Source organism: Pseudomonas lactis (assembly GCF_001439845.1).
Lineage (GTDB): Bacteria > Pseudomonadota > Gammaproteobacteria > Pseudomonadales > Pseudomonadaceae > Aquipseudomonas > Aquipseudomonas lactis.
Genome location: NZ_JYLO01000008.1, coordinates 74,447 through 90,477 on the forward strand (window position 1 = coordinate 74,447; position 16,031 = coordinate 90,477).

The 16,031-nt window shown below is 62.3% G+C and carries 13 protein-coding genes; 10 read left to right on the forward strand and 3 right to left on the reverse strand.

Going from position 1 to position 16,031, the window contains the following annotated elements:
• Positions 1-6 precede the first annotated feature (6 nt).
• From tssK to tagH, 3 genes are read right to left on the reverse strand one after another with little or no spacing between them, the layout of a single operon-like run.
• A complete protein-coding gene (tssK, locus tag TX24_RS14710; RefSeq protein ID WP_044269913.1) occupies positions 7-1,341 on the reverse strand; it encodes a type VI secretion system baseplate subunit TssK in 1,335 nt (444 codons plus the stop codon).
• A gap of 18 nt (positions 1,342-1,359) precedes the next feature.
• A complete protein-coding gene (gene tssJ, locus TX24_RS14715) occupies positions 1,360-1,869 on the reverse strand; it encodes a type VI secretion system lipoprotein TssJ (protein WP_003195552.1) in 510 nt (169 codons plus the stop codon).
• A 57-nt stretch (positions 1,870-1,926) separates the two neighbouring features.
• Positions 1,927-3,255 carry a type VI secretion system-associated FHA domain protein TagH gene (gene tagH, locus TX24_RS14720; RefSeq protein WP_057710589.1) on the reverse strand — a complete coding sequence of 443 codons (1,329 nt, stop codon included), beginning with the start codon at positions 3,253-3,255 and terminating at the stop codon, positions 1,927-1,929.
• Between the two features lie 393 nt (positions 3,256-3,648).
• Between tagH and tssA the strand changes: the two genes are divergently transcribed.
• From tssA to TX24_RS14770, 10 genes are all read left to right on the forward strand, one after another.
• On the forward strand, positions 3,649-4,668 hold the full coding sequence (tssA, locus tag TX24_RS14725) for a type VI secretion system protein TssA (protein WP_003195555.1): 1,020 nt from the start codon (positions 3,649-3,651) through the stop codon (positions 4,666-4,668).
• A gap of 54 nt (positions 4,669-4,722) precedes the next feature.
• Positions 4,723-5,229, forward strand: a complete 507-nt coding sequence (tssB, locus tag TX24_RS14730) for a type VI secretion system contractile sheath small subunit (protein WP_003195557.1) — start codon at positions 4,723-4,725, stop codon at positions 5,227-5,229.
• A 2-nt stretch (positions 5,230-5,231) separates the two neighbouring features.
• Complete coding sequence (gene tssC, locus TX24_RS14735; RefSeq protein ID WP_003195559.1) at positions 5,232-6,728, forward strand: type VI secretion system contractile sheath large subunit; 1,497 nt, start codon at positions 5,232-5,234, stop codon at positions 6,726-6,728.
• Between the two features lie 155 nt (positions 6,729-6,883).
• On the forward strand, positions 6,884-7,372 hold the full coding sequence (locus tag TX24_RS14740; RefSeq protein ID WP_003195562.1) for an Hcp family type VI secretion system effector: 489 nt from the start codon (positions 6,884-6,886) through the stop codon (positions 7,370-7,372).
• 72 nt (positions 7,373-7,444) lie between these two features.
• Entirely contained in the window at positions 7,445-7,960 is a 516-nt protein-coding gene (gene tssE / locus TX24_RS14745; RefSeq protein WP_003195563.1) for a type VI secretion system baseplate subunit TssE, read from the forward strand.
• Positions 7,957-9,816 (forward strand): type VI secretion system baseplate subunit TssF, encoded by a 1,860-nt coding sequence (gene tssF / locus TX24_RS14750; RefSeq protein WP_003195564.1) that lies wholly within the window; start codon positions 7,957-7,959, stop codon positions 9,814-9,816. The genes tssE and tssF overlap by 4 nt, the downstream gene beginning before the upstream one ends.
• Positions 9,780-10,823: a type VI secretion system baseplate subunit TssG gene (gene tssG, locus TX24_RS14755; RefSeq protein WP_003195566.1), complete on the forward strand. Its 1,044-nt coding sequence runs from the start codon at positions 9,780-9,782 to the stop codon at positions 10,821-10,823. The genes tssF and tssG overlap by 37 nt, the downstream gene beginning before the upstream one ends.
• Positions 10,816-13,470: a type VI secretion system ATPase TssH gene (gene tssH, locus TX24_RS14760; RefSeq protein ID WP_057710590.1), complete on the forward strand. Its 2,655-nt coding sequence runs from the start codon at positions 10,816-10,818 to the stop codon at positions 13,468-13,470. The genes tssG and tssH overlap by 8 nt, the downstream gene beginning before the upstream one ends.
• A 157-nt stretch (positions 13,471-13,627) precedes the next feature.
• Positions 13,628-15,574 (forward strand): type VI secretion system Vgr family protein, encoded by a 1,947-nt coding sequence (locus tag TX24_RS14765; RefSeq protein ID WP_057710591.1) that lies wholly within the window; start codon positions 13,628-13,630, stop codon positions 15,572-15,574.
• A 15-nt stretch (positions 15,575-15,589) separates the two neighbouring features.
• Entirely contained in the window at positions 15,590-16,024 is a 435-nt protein-coding gene (locus TX24_RS14770) for a DcrB-related protein (protein ID WP_003195571.1), read from the forward strand.
• The last annotated feature ends 7 nt before the right edge of the window (positions 16,025-16,031 follow it).

Here is a 16,031-nt window from a genome sequence, read left to right on the forward strand (position 1 = left end):
CGCCAATTATCCTCGGATCGCCCAGAAGGCCAGGTTCAAGCCCGGGAACTGCCCGGCGATATGGAAGGCGAAACCGCCGGAATTGTTCAGCTGCTGCCAGTGCTCGCTGCCACGGTCCAGCTCGTAGTAGGTGCTGCCAGCGTGGTAAGGCAATTGGCGTGGCGCCACCGGCAATGGCAGCAGGCCGATGCCCGGCAGTTGCAGGTTGACCATGTCGCGGATGTGCTCCACCGAGCCAACCTTGCTCTGCTGGCCGAAACGCGCACGCAGGGTTTCGCCGGGCACATCGGCGCGCACCACGAGGATGAAACTGGCGTTGTCGAGCAGGGTCTTGTCGGCCAGCATCGCCACATGGATGCCGTAGGCTTTCTCCACGATCGGGATCGGCGTGGCCTTGCTGTCGATCAGCATCGACAGCGCCTCACGCAGGGCCGCCATCACCGGCATGAAGCTCAGGGCCAGGTCGTCGTGCTGGTACTGCGGGTATTCGTGGGGACGGCGGCCGGAGGTTGAGAAGGTGGAAAATTCACCGGCCAGGCTGACCAGTTCGCTGAAGAAGCGCTCCGGGTGCAACGGGCTCAACTGGCTGAAGTGCTGGATCAGCGGCTGGGCGCGGTTGACCAGTTGCAGCAACATGAAGTCGGCGATCTCCGAGGCGCCACCGGCACCCGAAGCCACCACGCGACCGGCCAGCGCTTCGCCACGCTGGTGCAACAGGCCCAGCAGTTCGCTGCGAAAGGCCGTCAGCGGTTTGCTCGCAGCCACGTCCAGCACCGGCGGGATGTAGGTGTCATCGAGCACCAATGCGCGGTCGGCGCGTTTTTCCTTGATGCGTACCAGGCCGATGGCGGCGTAGTCGCTGATGCCATCCTGCGCTGTCAGCAGGCGCAATGCCCGCGACCCCACCGCCACCGGTGCACGGTTTTCGAACGGGGCGTTGTCGTCGCGCACTTCGCGCACCTGGCTCACGTAGCGCGCCGCTTCCAGGGCTTCACCCTCGTCCACCGTGTCACGGGCGCCGGCGCGCTTGAGCGGCAGGGCCAGGTACACCAGGCCGTCGCGCAGGTTGTCGTCGATATTCAACGGGCTCGGCGCCAGGTCGTCCTGGGGAATATTGAACGGCGTGCCATCGGGCAGCAGGCCGCGAGCCGACACGATCGCCAGCTTGCCCTGGGCCAGCAGGCCCTGGTCGATCAGCAACTCGGAGAACCCCCAGGCACCCGCCGACAACGGGCGGCTGCGGGCGTCGATCAGGTTTTCCAGGTAACGGTCATGCTGCTGGAAGTGCTGCGTTCCGATGAACATGCCTTCCGACCAGACCACGCGATTGTTCCAGGACATGGGGGCTCCGATTGCTTGTTATTGGGCTGGGCTGGATGGGGAAGCCACGACGTCGGCGCGCACGGCATGCACGTCGAGGCTGATCTGGTATTCGCTGTATTGGCGCGGCGGCACGTTGATGACCGTGCGCCATTGCGCACGGTCCAACTCGCGGTAGCCCACCAGCAGGCCGATCTGGCGCGTGGACGGGTCGAGGTCGCGCTGCACGCTCAGTTGTTGGCCGGGCTGCACCATCACTTCGTCCTGGTCCAGCAGGTCGAGGCCGAGGGTCGATTGCGCACGGTCCGCCAGGGCGAAGTAATCGGAGCGTGAAAAGGTCGCGGCGTTTTTCAATTCGAAAATGCGCACCCGCACCGGCGCGGCCTGGCCGTTGGCACCGGGGTTAAGCCCAGCAATCGCGTGAAAGTGCAATTCGACGGCGGCCGTGTCGGCTTCGGCCTCGGCAGCCGCCTGGGGTTTGACCGCGTCGTTGGCACACGCCGTCAGCAGCAGCGCGGTAGCGGCTGCGAGTAAAAACCTGGGAATCATCCTGCGTCCTCAATGACGTATTTAGCTATCCGTTTTATCCATTGGTGCGAGGCGTTTTCAGCGTCGCTGTCGTGCACTGTGTTCTTCGTAGGCCCGGCTGAATTCGCGACCGAACAGGTCCTGGAAATCGTCCTGGGCCTCGCGGGAAATGTTGCTGTAGAGCTCGGTGAACTGCTGCCAGTACTGGGCCTGGCGCGAACCGTTGAAAAGACTCGAGAGGCCGCCGGGCTTGCCCATGCGCTCCTCCAATTGCGCCGGTTCAAAGCGCGCGAGCAGGTGCTTGATCGCCGCTTCCACGCCAGCCATTACGGCCAACTGGTGGGCGCGCAGGTCGTCGAAACTGTCACGTACGGCAAGGTCCGGCGCCATGAACGCCTGGTTGCCATGACGCAGCAACAGCAGTAACGCTTCATCGGCATTCGGGGCGAATTTCAATGGGTTGTTTTCGGCGGGGCGGATCATAGTCTGCTGCATGCGGAACTCGCCCTTGAGGCTGGCACGGGCGCGCAGTACGTCGATCAGGCCCTCGACCATCAGCCGGTAGCTGCGGCCGATGCTTTCCATCTGCGCGCAGGCGTCGGCTCTGTCCAGGCGCAACTGCTCCAAGCCCGCACCGCGCAGGAAGGCTTGCAGGAGGTCCGGTTGTGGCTCGGCATTGGCCACGGGGAGCGCAACAGGCTCGACCACAGGTGGCGGCGGGATGATCGGGTCTGGGGCAGGCGCAGCATTGACCACAGGCGCGGGCGCGTCGCCGAACAGGTCCCAGTCTTCGGGAATCACCGAGCCTTGCACCGCCGGCTTTTCGGGCGCCGGTACGGCCACCGGAGCCGGGGGGCGAAAATCGTGTTGCTCGGACGGCACATGGTCCGCCACGGTGGGCGGCGGCACGGCGGTGGGGCTGAGGAAGTCGAACAGGTCGGGCAGGGTTTCCATGGCCGAGGCGCCCTGGAATTGCGGGGCGATCATCGGCGTGGGCGCAGGCTGGCTCACCACGGCGCCCATCAGCGCTTCAAAGCTATTGGGTGAGTCGCCGGCAAATGGCTGGCTGTCGATGGCCTGCACGTTGAAGTCGATACGCGCCTGGATTTCGTAATCGCCGATGCGGATCAATTCACCGTCTTGCAACGGCTCGCTGTTACCCCGACGCATACGAATACCCGCCTTGACCAACTCCACACCATTGGTGCTGTTATCGGTCAAATAATAACGGCCATCTTTGTATTGAATAACGCAATGTTGCGAAGAGACGAGACGCTCAGGGTCGGGCAATACCCAGTCATTGTCAGAACTGCGGCCAATAGCCATCACGCCCTGATCCATGGACTTTTCGGGGCATTGCCCAGGTGTGATCTTGTGATAACTAGTGATAGTCAAACACAGCGACATCTTGCCTCCTTGCTGATACATCGCGCGCAGCCTACCCAGGAGGCTGTGCCGCCCTGGAAAGTCCCGTCCTGTCGTACAAACGACCGCCAAAATCTGCTTTTACCAGCATGATCGCTGATCTTAACTGGCTTCCATGACAAAAATCCGCTCTGGGCGCGCCTTTCGACTCGCCAGTCGCGCAGGTTGTTAAACACCGCACATCTGTCACAGAGGGCGAATAGCTTACCTTGACAAGCCATAAGTACTACACCAAAAATGCACAACTTCTTGAACATCAGTGATGGCGCAGTAGTGGCACGCTGAATATATGACCAAGAAAACATGCAAAGTTCATTACGCAACTAATGCATGCGTTGCCCGCCATCCAGCGGGCCGATAAGGAGATCGAATTCAGTGGATGTGCCGTTGCTGCTCACCGCCGTTTCCGCGACGTCGCCCTGTGGCGAGGACATGGAATATGACGCGCAATTTCTGCAATTGGAACGTGATGCCAAGGGCCAACCCGAACGCAGCATGGGCGACTCGATCCTGCCCGCTGAGCCGCCTGAGTGGCGCAGCATCCAGCAGCAAAGCCTCGACCTGTTGCAGCGCAGCAAAGACCTGCGCATCACCCACTTTCTGCTGCAAAGCACCCTCGCCCTCCAGGGTGTGGCCGGGCTGGCCGAAGTCCTCACGCTGATCGACGCCTTGCTGCGCCAATACTGGGCCGAGCTGCACCCGCGCCTGGATGCCGACGATGACAACGACCCCACCGTGCGCATCAACGCCCTTACCGGCCTGACCTGCGAGACCAATATTCGTCTGCTGCGCGAAAGCATCCTGACGCGCTCGCGCACCTTCGGGCCCGTGACCCTGCGCGCAGCGCTCAACGCCAGCGGCCTGCAGAGTTTTGCCGATGAGCAGTTGGGCAACCAGCAACTCAACGCCGCGTTCCTGGACAGCGACCCCGAACAACTGCAAGCCACCCGTGACGCCTTGAGCGCGGCGCGTGCGGCGTGCGAGGCCATTGAGCAACAGGTCAATGACCAAGTCGGTTCCGCCCAGGGCGTGGACCTCAGCGCCTTGAAGCAGCCGCTCAAACAGGCCCTGCAACTGCTCAATCAAGCGGTGCCAGGCACCGACAGCAGCAGCGATCCCGAGGCCGTCAGTGAAGACAATGCCCCCTCGGTCGATAACGCCGCCGCGCCCGCAGCTCCTCGCCCTTCTGGCGACATCGCCACCCGCGACGATGTGCTGCGCAGCCTCGACAAAATCCTCGCGTACTACACCCGCCACGAGCCTTCGAGCCCGCTGCCGGTGTTGTTGAACCGAGCCAAGAATCTGGTGCATGCCGACTTTGCGGCCATCGTGCGCAATCTGATTCCCGATGGCATGTCCCAATTTGAAAACCTGCGCGGCCCCGAAAGCGAGTAAGCCGCCGGACCGTGCAGTAACAACACCGTCGCTCAAGCGACCAGGAGCAGCAACGTGGCGAAGCAAAGTTCTCAGAAATTCATCGCGCGCAACCGTGCGCCTCGAGTGCAGATCGAGTACGACGTCGAGCTTTACGGCGCCGAGAAAAAGGTCCAGCTGCCCTTCGTAATGGGCGTGATGGCCGACCTCGCCGGCAAGCCTGCCGAGCCGCTGGCACCCGTGGCCGACCGCAAGTTCCTTGAGGTGGACGTCGACAACTTCGACTCACGCCTCAAGGCCATGCAGCCACGCGTCGCGTTCCACGTACCCAATGAGCTGACAGGCGAAGGCAACCTGAGCCTGGACATCACCTTCGAAAGCATGGACGACTTCAGCCCGGCCGCCGTGGCGCGCAAGGTCGACTCCCTGAACCAGCTGCTCGAAGCCCGCACCCAATTGGCCAACCTGCTGACCTACATGGACGGCAAGACTGGCGCTGAAGAAATCATCATGAAGGCGATCAAGGACCCGGCATTGCTTCAGGCACTTGCCAGTGCGCCCAAGCCTGCAGGGGAGCAGTAATCATGACGGACAATACCGCCCGCGAAGGCAGCCAGATCCTGGGTACCACCGAAGAAGCCAGCGAGTTCGCGAACCTGCTGCTGCAAGAATTCAAACCCAAGACCGAGCGTGCCCGCGAAGCCGTTGAAACCGCGGTGCGCACCCTGGCCGAACAGGCCCTGGCGCAAACCGACCTGGTGTCCAACGACGCGATCAAGTCGATCGAATCGATCATCGCCGCCATCGACGCCAAGCTCACCGCCCAGGTCAACCAGATCATCCACCACCAGGACTTCCAACAACTGGAAAGCGCCTGGCGTGGCCTGCATTACCTGGTCAACAACACCGAGAGCGATGAGCAACTGAAGATTCGCGTACTCAACATCTCCAAGCCAGACCTGCACAAGACCCTGAAGAAGTTCAAGGGCACCGCGTGGGACCAGAGCCCGATCTTCAAGAAGATGTACGAAGAAGAATACGGCCAGTTCGGTGGCGAGCCTTACGGCTGCCTGGTGGGTGACTACTACTTCGACCAGTCGCCGCCCGATGTGGAACTGCTGGGCGAGCTGTCGAAAGTCTGCGCCGCCATGCACTCGCCGTTCATCGCTGCGGCCTCGCCGACTGTGATGGGCATGGGCTCGTGGCAGGAACTGTCGAACCCACGCGACCTGACCAAGATCTTCACCACCCCGGAATACGCCGGCTGGCGCTCGCTGCGTGAATCGGAAGACTCGCGCTACATCGGCCTGACCATGCCGCGCTTCCTGGCACGCCTGCCGTACGGCGCCAAGACCGATCCGGTGGAAGCCTTCGCTTTCGAAGAAAACACCGACGGCGCCGACAGCTCCAAGTACACCTGGGCCAACGCCGCCTACGCCATGGCGGTGAACATCAACCGTTCGTTCAAGCACTACGGCTGGTGCTCGCGTATCCGTGGCATCGAGTCTGGCGGTGAGGTGGAAAACCTGCCGGCCCACACGTTCCCTACCGATGACGGTGGCGTGGACATGAAGTGCCCGACCGAAATCGCCATCAGCGACCGCCGTGAAGCGGAACTGGCGAAGAACGGTTTCATGCCGCTGCTGCACAAGAAAAACACCGACTTCGCCGCGTTCATTGGCGCCCAGTCGCTGCAAAAACCTGCCGAATACGACGACCCGGACGCCACCGCCAACGCCAACCTGGCCGCGCGCCTGCCGTACCTGTTCGCCACCTGCCGTTTCGCCCACTACTTGAAGTGCATCGTGCGCGACAAGGTCGGCTCCTTCAAAGAGAAGGACGAAATGCAGCGCTGGTTGCAGGACTGGATCCTCAACTACGTCGACGGCGACCCGGCACACTCCACCGAAACCACCAAGGCCCAGCACCCGTTGGCAGCCGCCGAAGTGATCGTGGAAGAAGTCGAAGGCAACCCGGGGTATTACAACTCCAAGTTCTACCTGCGCCCGCACTATCAGCTTGAAGGGCTGACGGTGTCGTTGCGCCTGGTATCGAAGCTGCCTTCGGCAAAAAGCGCATAAGTAACGGTTGAGCTAGCTCGTTCCCACGCTCCGCGTGGGAATGCCGCCCGGGACGCTCTGCGTCCCGGTGACGCGTAGCGTCACAGGATGCGTTACCACGCAGAGCGTGGGAACGATCACCCAATCAAGTGGCATGAGCCACACAGGGAGAAAACATGGCTGTTGATATTTTCATCAAGATCGGCGACATCAAGGGCGAGTCCATGGACAAGGCCCACAAGGACGAAATCGATGTGTTGAACTGGAGCTGGGGCATGTCCCAGTCCGGCAACATGCACGTCGGCGGTGGCGGTGGTGCGGGCAAGGTGAATATCCAGGACCTGTCGCTGACCAAGTACGTCGACAAGGCTTCGCCCAACCTGATGATGCACTGCGCCAGCGGCAAGCACATCGACAAGGTCAAGCTGACCGTGCGCAAGGCCGGTGGCGAGAGCCAGGTCGAGTACATGGTGATCAACCTGGAAGAAGTGCTGGTCACCTCCTTGAGCACCGGCGGTTCGGGCAGCGATGATCGCCTGACCGAAAACGTCACCCTGAACTTCGCCCAAGTGATGGTCGACTACCAGCCGCAGAAAGCCGACGGCACCAAAGACGGCGGCGCGATCAAGTTTGGTTGGAACATCCGCTCCAACACCAAACGCTGATAGCCCTTGTGGCCGTGGCCCGGTGCCACGGCCATTGTGTCCCTCTCTCAACCCGTCCGTGGAGCTGCTTTGGTGGTAACTGAAATCGCTTCCCGCGACCGTCTGCAACCGTCCCTGCTGGACCGGTTGACCGACGACGACCCGACCAACCCCAAGGAAAGCGCCGACAAACGCGTGCTGTCCCTGACCCAATTGAAGGCCTCGGTGCTGCGTGACCTGGCGTGGTTGCTTAACACCACCTCGTTACTCGATACCGATGCCACGCTGCACACCCCGGCCGGTACATCGGTGGTCAATTACGGCCTGCCGGCACTGGCGGGCAACAGCGCTTCGAGCGTCGATATCAAAGCCCTGGAAGCCTTGATTTACCAGGCAATCGCCACCTTCGAGCCGCGTATTTTGCGCCACACATTGCGGGTCAAGGCGCGCATGGGCCATGGCGAGATGAATCACAATGCCCTGAGTTTCGAGATTGAAGGCGACCTGTGGGCACAGCCGGTGCCGTTGCGTTTGCTGTTGCAGACCGACGTGGACCTGGAGTCCGGCCATGTGCGCGTGCTCAATGCCGACCAGCGGAGACGCCCATGAACCCGCGCCTGCTGGAGCTGTACAACCAGGAACTGCACCATGTGCGCGAAAGCGCCGCCGAGTTCGCCAAGGAATACCCGAAGATCGCCAGTCGGCTGACCCTGTCCGGTATGGACTGCGCCGACCCATACGTCGAACGTTTGCTTGAAGGCTTCGCCTATCTCACCGCCCGCGTGCAGCTCAAGCTCGACGCCGAGTACCCGACCTTCACCCACAACTTGCTGGAAATCGCCTACCCGCACTACCTGGCACCGACGCCGTCGATGACCGTAGTGCAACTGCAGACCGACCCCGATGAAGGCTCCCTGGCCGGCGGTTTCCCGCTACCCCGTGACACCGTGCTGCGTGCCGCCCTGGGCCGTGAAACCCAGACCTGCTGCGAGTACCGCACCGCGCACCCGGTGACGCTGTGGCCGTTGCAGGTCAGCAACGCCGAGTACTTCGGCAACCCCGCCGCCGTGCTCGGCCGCCTGGCCGCCAGCGAACCGAAAGCCAAGGCCGGCCTGCGCCTGACCCTGCGCACCGGTGCCGAGCTGCCGTTCAACAGCCTCGATTTGGACACCTTGCCGCTGTACCTGAGCGGCGCCGATGAACAACCGTTTCGCCTCTACGAACAACTGCTGGGCAATGCCTGCGCGGTGTTTGCGCGCCAGCCCGGTGGCGATTGGGTCGAGCGCCTGCCCCAGGGCGCGTTGCGCTCGCGGGGGTTCGATGATGCCGATGCGGCCATGCCGGTGGTGGCGCGGGCGTTCCAGGGCTATCGCCTGTTGCAGGAATACTTTGCCCTGCCCCATCGCTTCCTGTTCGTTGAGTTCGCCGAGTTGAGCCGTGCAGTCAAACGGTGTGACGGCCAGGAGCTGGAACTGATCGTGCTGTTCGACCGCCACGAACCGAGCCTGGAAGGCAGTGTCGGCGCGGCGCAGTTCTTGCCGTTCTGCACGCCCGCCATCAACCTGTTCCCCAAGCGCGTGGACCGCATCCACTTGTCCGACCGGGTCAATGAACACCACGTGATCGCCGACCGTACGCGGCCAATGGATTTCGAGATTCATTCCTTGAGCGGCATCACTGGTCATGGCACCGGGCCGGAGCAGCCGTTCTTGCCGTTCTATGCCGTGCGCGATCCGTCGCGCTATGGCCGCGACCAGGCCTATTACAGCGTGCGCCGCGAGCCGCGGGTGCTGTCCAGCGACCAACGCCGCAATGGCCCGCGCTCCACGTATGTGGGCAGTGAAACCTTCGTCAGCCTGGTGGACAGCCGCCAGGCACCGTATCGCCATGACCTGCGCCAACTGGGCGTGACGGCGCTGTGCACCAACCGCGACCTGCCGCTGTTCATGAGCGTGGGCAACGGCAAGACCGACTTCACCCTGGCCGATAGTGCGCCGGTGCTGGCCGTGCGGTGCGTCGCCGGGCCAAGCCGCCCGCGTGCCAGCCATGCGCATGACGCCAAGGCCTGGCGCCTGATCAGCCAGTTATCGCTCAACTACCTCTCCTTGAGCGAACAGGGCCAGGGCGCCGGCGCCTTGCGCGAACTGCTGCGCCTGTACGGCGACAGCAATGACGCCGCCCTGCAATTGCAGATCGAGGGCTTGCGCGAAGTCAGCAGTAAGGCGGTGACCCGACGCCTGCCGATGCCCGGCCCGATTGTGTTTGGCCGCGGCCTGGAAATCACCTTGGAGTTCGATGAAAACGCGTTTCGCGGCACCGGCGTGTTCCTGCTCGGTGCCGTGCTGGAGCGCTTCCTGGCACGCTACGTGTCGATCAACAGCTTTACCGAGACGGTGATCCGTACCACCGAACGCGGCGAGATCATGCGATGGAAAGCCAAGCCCGGACGGCGTCCGACCCTGTGAGAACCCTGGACGCGATGCACCAGGAGCCCTGGGAATATGACTTTTTCCAGGCATTGCGGCGCATCGAGTGCGAAACGCCCGAGCTGCCACGCCTGGGCCATTCCCTGCGCCTGGCCGATGATCCGCTGCGCCTGGGGCAGCAGGCCGATTGCACCTTCGCACCCGCCACCCTTGCCTCGGTCGAGCCAGGAGGCGATGGCAAGCCGGCGCGGTTGGAGCAGTTCTTCTTCGGCCTCGGCGGCCCCAACGGCCCGCTGCCGCTGCACATCACCGAGTACGTGCGCGAGCGCCAGCGCAACAACGCCGACAGCACCAGCAAGCAGTTCTTGGATGTATTCCACCATCGCCTGCTGACCCTGTTCTATCGGGCCTGGGCCGAGGCGCGGCCAACGGTCAGCCATGACCGCCCGGACGATGACTACTGGTCCGCCCGCCTCGCCGCCCTGAGTGGCCGCGGGATGCCGAGCCTGCTCAATCAAGGGCTGATCCCCGATACCGCGAAGCTGCATTACAGCGGCCATCTGTCGGCGCAAACCCGCTACCCGGATGGCTTGAAAGCGATCCTCAGCGAGTACTTCGGCCTGCCGGTAGAGATCGAGGAATACGTCGGCCAATGGCTGGAACTGCCCGAACGCAGCCGTGTGGGGGTCAGCGCCAACCAGTTGGGCGTGGACTTCTGCCTGGGCAGCCACGTGTGGGACCGCCAGCACAAATTCCGCATCCGCCTGGGCCCGCTCACGCTGGATGACTACATGGGCATGCTGCCCGGCCAACAGCCGTTCAACGAGCTGGTGGCGTGGGTGGCCGAGTACCTGGGCCATGAATTGGACTGGGACTTGAATCTGGTTTTGCAACAACCCGAAGTTCCGGCGCTGCAACTCAACGGCCAGTTCCGCCTGGGCTTCAACACCTGGCTCGGCCAACCTGCGCATGACGCCAACGACCTAATCCTGGCCCGGCATTACGCCGACCACGCCACCACCTCAAGGAATCCAGAGCATGGGTGAAATCAGTCGCGCCGCACTGTTCGGCAAACTCAACAGCGTGGCCTACAAAGCCATCGAAGCCGCCACCGTGTTCTGCAAGTTGCGGGGCAATCCGTATGTGGAACTGGCCCACTGGTTTCACCAGTTGCTGCAACTGCAGGACTCCGACCTGCACCGCATCATCCGTCAGTTCAACGTGGAGCCGGCGCGCCTGGCCCGCGACCTCACCGAAGCCCTGGACCGCCTGCCGCGCGGCTCCACATCGATCACCGACCTGTCCTCCCATGTGGAAGAGGCCGTAGAGCGCGGCTGGGTGTATGGCAGCCTGATGTTCGGCGAAAGCCAGGTGCGCACCGGTTATCTGGTGCTGGGCATCTTGAAGACACCGAGCCTGCGCCATGCGCTGCTGGGCTTGTCCGGCGAGTTCGACAAGATCAAGGCCGAGGCCTTGAGCGAGCGCTTTGATGAATACATCGGTGACTCGCCGGAAAACGCCTTGAGCGCCAGCGACGGCTTCAATGCCGGTGTCCCTGGCGAGGCCAGCGGCGCCATGGCGCCCAGCGCGATGGGCAAGCAGGAAGCGCTCAAGCGTTTCACTGTGGACCTGACCGAACAGGCCCGCAGCGGCAAGCTCGACCCCATCGTGGGCCGTGACGAGGAGATTCGCCAACTGGTGGATATCCTCATGCGTCGGCGCCAGAACAACCCGATCCTCACCGGTGAAGCCGGGGTGGGCAAGACCGCCGTGGTCGAAGGTTTCGCCCTGCGCATCGTCGCCGGTGACGTGCCGCCCGCCTTGAAAGACGTGGAGCTGCGCAGCCTCGACGTGGGCTTGCTGCAAGCCGGCGCCAGCATGAAAGGCGAGTTCGAACAGCGCCTGCGCCAGGTCATCGAAGACGTGCAGGCCTCGCCCAAGCCGATCATCCTGTTTATCGACGAAGCCCATACCCTGGTGGGTGCCGGTGGCGCTGCCGGCACCGGTGACGCGGCCAACCTGCTCAAGCCTGCCCTGGCCCGTGGCACCTTGCGTACCGTGGCTGCCACCACTTGGGCCGAGTACAAAAAGCACATCGAGAAAGACCCGGCCCTGACCCGCCGCTTCCAGGTAGTACAGGTTGCCGAACCGTCGGAAGACAAGGCCCTGCTGATGATGCGCGGCGTGGCTTCCACCATGGAAAAACACCACCAGGTGCAGATCCTCGACGAAGCTCTGGAAGCCTCGGTGAAGCTCTCCCACCGCTATATTCCGGCGCGCCAGTTGCCGGACAAATCCGTGAGCCTGCTCGACACCGCCTGCGCCCGCGTCGCCATCAGCCTGCACGCGGTACCCGCGGAAGTGGACGACAGCCGTCGCCGTATCGAGGCCCTGGAAACCGAGCTGCAAATCATCGCCCGTGAGCATGCGATCGGCATTGCCATTGGTGCGCGTCAAACCAATAGCGAAGCGTTGCTGACCGCCGAGCGTGAGCGTCTGGCCACGCTGGAAAGCCGTTGGGCTGAAGAAAAAGCCTTGGTAGATGAATTGCTGGCTACCCGTGCAACCCTGCGCGAAAAAGCCGGTGTGGTGGACAGCGGCAACGATGCGTTGCGTGCGCAATTGGTCGACCTGCAACAGCGCCTCACCGCCCTGCAAGGCGAAACCCCGTTGATCCTGCCGACCGTGGATTACCAGGCCGTGGCCTCGGTGGTCGCCGACTGGACCGGCATCCCGGTGGGCCGCATGGCGCGCAATGAGCTGGAGACTGTGCTCAATCTCGATCAACACTTGAAGAAACGCATCATCGGCCAGGACCACGCGCTGCAAATGATCGCCAAGCGCATCCAGACCTCCCGCGCCGGCCTCGACAACCCAAGCAAGCCGATTGGCGTATTCATGCTGGCCGGCACCTCGGGTGTGGGCAAGACCGAAACCGCCCTGGCCCTGGCCGAAGCCATGTACGGCGGTGAGCAGAACGTCATCACCATCAACATGAGCGAGTTCCAGGAAGCCCACACCGTGTCCACACTCAAAGGCGCGCCACCGGGCTATATCGGCTACGGCGAAGGCGGTGTGCTGACCGAAGCGGTGCGGCGCAAGCCCTACAGCGTGGTGCTGCTCGATGAGGTGGAGAAAGCCCACCCGGACGTGCACGAGATTTTCTTCCAGGTGTTCGACAAGGGCGTGATGGAAGACGGCGAAGGCCGGGTGATCGACTTCAAGAACACCCTGATCCTGCTGACCACCAATGCCGGTACCGAACTGATCTCCCACGTCTGTAAAGACCCGGCGAACATCCCCGAGCCCGAGGAAATCGCCAAGGCCCTGCGCCAGCCGCTGCTGGAGATTTTCCCACCGGCCTTGCTCGGTAGACTGGTGACCATCCCGTACTACCCGCTGAGCGACGAGATGCTCAAGGCGATCACCCGCCTGCAACTGAACCGCATCAAGAAGCGCGTGGAGAATACCCACAAAGTCGCGTTCGAGTATGACGACGCCGTGGTCGACCTGATCGTCTCGCGCTGCACCGAGACTGAAAGCGGCGGGCGCATGATCGACACCATTCTGACCAATAGCCTGCTGCCGGACATGAGCCGCGAATTCCTCACGCGCATGTTGGAAGGCAAGGCGTTGGCGGGGGTGCGGATCAGCAGTCGGGATAATGAACTGCACTACCAGTTCAACGATTGACCTGAAGAAACACGGTCAAAACTGTGGGAGCTGGCTTGCCTGCGATAGCGGTCTGACATTCAACATCAATGTTGACTGAACCACTGCCATCGCAGGCAAGCCAGCTCCCACACTGGATTCGGTTTCTTCAGTTATTAAGGTATTTACGGGACTACCGATGCTATTCAACCAAGCCTCACGCCTGGCCAAGATCACCAGCCCCCTCGGGCCGGATGTGCTGCTGCTCAACGAAATGGGCGGCGGTGAAGAGCTGGGCCGGCTGTTCAACTATGAGCTGCAACTGACGTCCCTGGACGCCAACATCGACCTCAACCAGTTGCTGGGCAAACCGATGAGCGTGGGCCTGCAACTGGCCGACGGTGGCGAACGGTACTTTCATGGCATCGTCGCGCGCTGCAGCCAGAACATCGACCAGGGCCAGTTCGCCAGTTATCAGGCCACCCTGCGCCCCTGGTTGTGGTTGCTCAGCCGTACCTCCGATTGCCGTATCTTCCAGAACCTGAGCATCCCGCAGATTATCAAGCAGGTGTTCCGCGACCTGGGTTTTTCCGACTTCGAAGACGCCCTCAGCCGGCCATATCGCGAGTGGGAATACTGCGTGCAGTACCGCGAGACCAGCTTCGATTTCGTCAGCCGCCTGATGGAACAGGAAGGCATCTACTACTTCTTCCGCCATGAACAGGATCGCCATGTGCTGGTGCTGGCCGACGCCTATGGCGCCCACACCAGCGTGCCCGGCTATGCGTCGATCCCTTACTACCCCAAGGACGAGCAACAGCGCGAACGCGACCATATGCACAACTGGCACCTGGCGCAGGAGGTGCAGCCGGGCTCGCTGGAGCTGAACGACTACGACTTCCAGCGCCCCAGCGCGAGCATCGATGTGCGCTCGGCCATGCCGCGCCCGCACACCGCCGGTGACTATCCGCTGTACGACTACCCCGGCACGTACGTGCAAAGCGCCGACGGCGAACACTATGCGCGCACCCGCATCGAAGCCCTGCAAACCCTGCATGAACAGATCGAGTTCAGCGGCAACGCGCGCGGCCTGGGCTCGGGCCATCTGTTCAGTCTCACCGGGTTCAGTCGCCAGGACCAGAACCGCGAGTACCTGATCGTCGGTTGCCGCTACTTCATCGTGCAGGAAAGCCTGGAAAGCGGTGGCGGTTCAGGCTCGGCGCAGTTTGAAAGCAGCCTGACCTGCATCGACGCCCAACAGAGTTTCCGCCCGCTGGCCAACACCCACCGCCCCATCGTCAAAGGCCCGCAGACCGCGTTGGTGGTAGGCCCCAAGGGCGAGGAAATCTGGACCGACCAGTACGGCCGCGTGAAGGTGCACTTCTACTGGGACCGCCACGACCAATCCAACGAGAACAGCTCGTGCTGGATTCGTGTGTCGCAATCCTGGGCCGGCAAGAACTGGGGTTCGATGCAGATTCCACGCATCGGCCAGGAAGTGATCGTCAGCTTCCTCGAAGGCGACCCCGACCGGCCGATCATCACCGGCCGCGTCTACAACGCTGAGCAGACGGTGCCCTACGATTTGCCAGAGAACGCCACCCAGAGCGGCATGAAAAGCCGCTCCAGCAAGGGCGGAACGCCGGCCAACTTCAATGAAATCCGCATGGAGGACAAGAAGGGGTTGGAGCAGTTGTATATCCATGCCGAGCGTAACCAGGACATCGTGGTGGAGGTGGATGAGAGCCACTCGGTGGGGCATGACCGCAATAAAAGCATTGGCCATAACGAGACGGTGACCATTGGCAGTAACCGTCTGCGGGTTGTGCGCAACAACGACACGGTGATCGTGGGCGGTGCCAAGTCCGACAGCGCCGCCACGCATTACACCATCGAGGCCGGCGAGAGTCTTCGCCTGGTGTGCGGCGACAGCGTGATTGAGCTCAAGGCTGGCGGCGACATCAACCTGACCTGTGGCTCGTTCAACCTGTTTTCCACCGGCAGCAGCAAGATCCAGACAAAGGGAAAATTGGACATCAACCTGGGCAGTGACAAGGGCACATCGCCCGGTGCCCAGGGCGTGCAAAGCACGATCAAGTCCGCCGTCGAATCAAAATTTCCCGGTAAGCCCGGTGCTGGTCAATAACGAGATTTCGCCACCATGAACTACCTGATCAACGAAGCCCAATTCACCCTGCCCGATGTCGAGGTACAGGACACTTCGATCAATATCCTCAAGTTCGCCAAGCTGGGCACCACCTTGGTGGTGAGCCGCAGCCCCTTGGCCGATGGCGAGAGCCTGCAAAGCAATTTCGAAGGCCAGCTGAAAAAGCTTGAACAGCAGGTCCAGGACCTTCGCTATTCCCCGGCGCAAGCGGTCAAGGTCGGCCCGGCGCAGGACATCGACGCGTTTGAAGTGCAGAACCACTTCAGCAAAGGCAGCGACAACATTTACCAATATCAGCTGGCCATGCAGATACCGGGCACGCGTCGCTTGATCGCCCTCAGTTACGTCAAGGCCCAGCCCCTGGGCCCGGCCGAGGCGGCGCACTGGGCAACGCTGAAAAGCACACTCAACTTTCTCGCCACGCCTTGAGTCGAGC

Excerpts from the sequence above, each read along its gene's own strand:
- tssK (WP_044269913.1), bottom strand. The coding sequence starts at position 1,341 with ATGTCCTGGAACAATCGCGTGGTCTGGTCGGAAGGCATGTTCATCGGA.
- TX24_RS14770 (WP_003195571.1), top strand. The coding sequence starts at position 15,590 with ATGAACTACCTGATCAACGAAGCCCAATTCACCCTGCCCGATGTCGAG.
- TX24_RS14740 (WP_003195562.1), top strand. The coding sequence starts at position 6,884 with ATGGCTGTTGATATTTTCATCAAGATCGGCGACATCAAGGGCGAGTCC.
- tagH (WP_057710589.1), bottom strand. The coding sequence starts at position 3,255 with ATGTCGCTGTGTTTGACTATCACTAGTTATCACAAGATCACACCTGGG.
- TX24_RS14765 (WP_057710591.1), top strand. The coding sequence starts at position 13,628 with ATGCTATTCAACCAAGCCTCACGCCTGGCCAAGATCACCAGCCCCCTC.
- tssG (WP_003195566.1), top strand. The coding sequence starts at position 9,780 with ATGGAAAGCCAAGCCCGGACGGCGTCCGACCCTGTGAGAACCCTGGAC.
- tssH (WP_057710590.1), top strand. The coding sequence starts at position 10,816 with ATGGGTGAAATCAGTCGCGCCGCACTGTTCGGCAAACTCAACAGCGTG.
- tssF (WP_003195564.1), top strand. The coding sequence starts at position 7,957 with ATGAACCCGCGCCTGCTGGAGCTGTACAACCAGGAACTGCACCATGTG.
- tssC (WP_003195559.1), top strand. The coding sequence starts at position 5,232 with ATGACGGACAATACCGCCCGCGAAGGCAGCCAGATCCTGGGTACCACC.
- tssJ (WP_003195552.1), bottom strand. The coding sequence starts at position 1,869 with ATGATTCCCAGGTTTTTACTCGCAGCCGCTACCGCGCTGCTGCTGACG.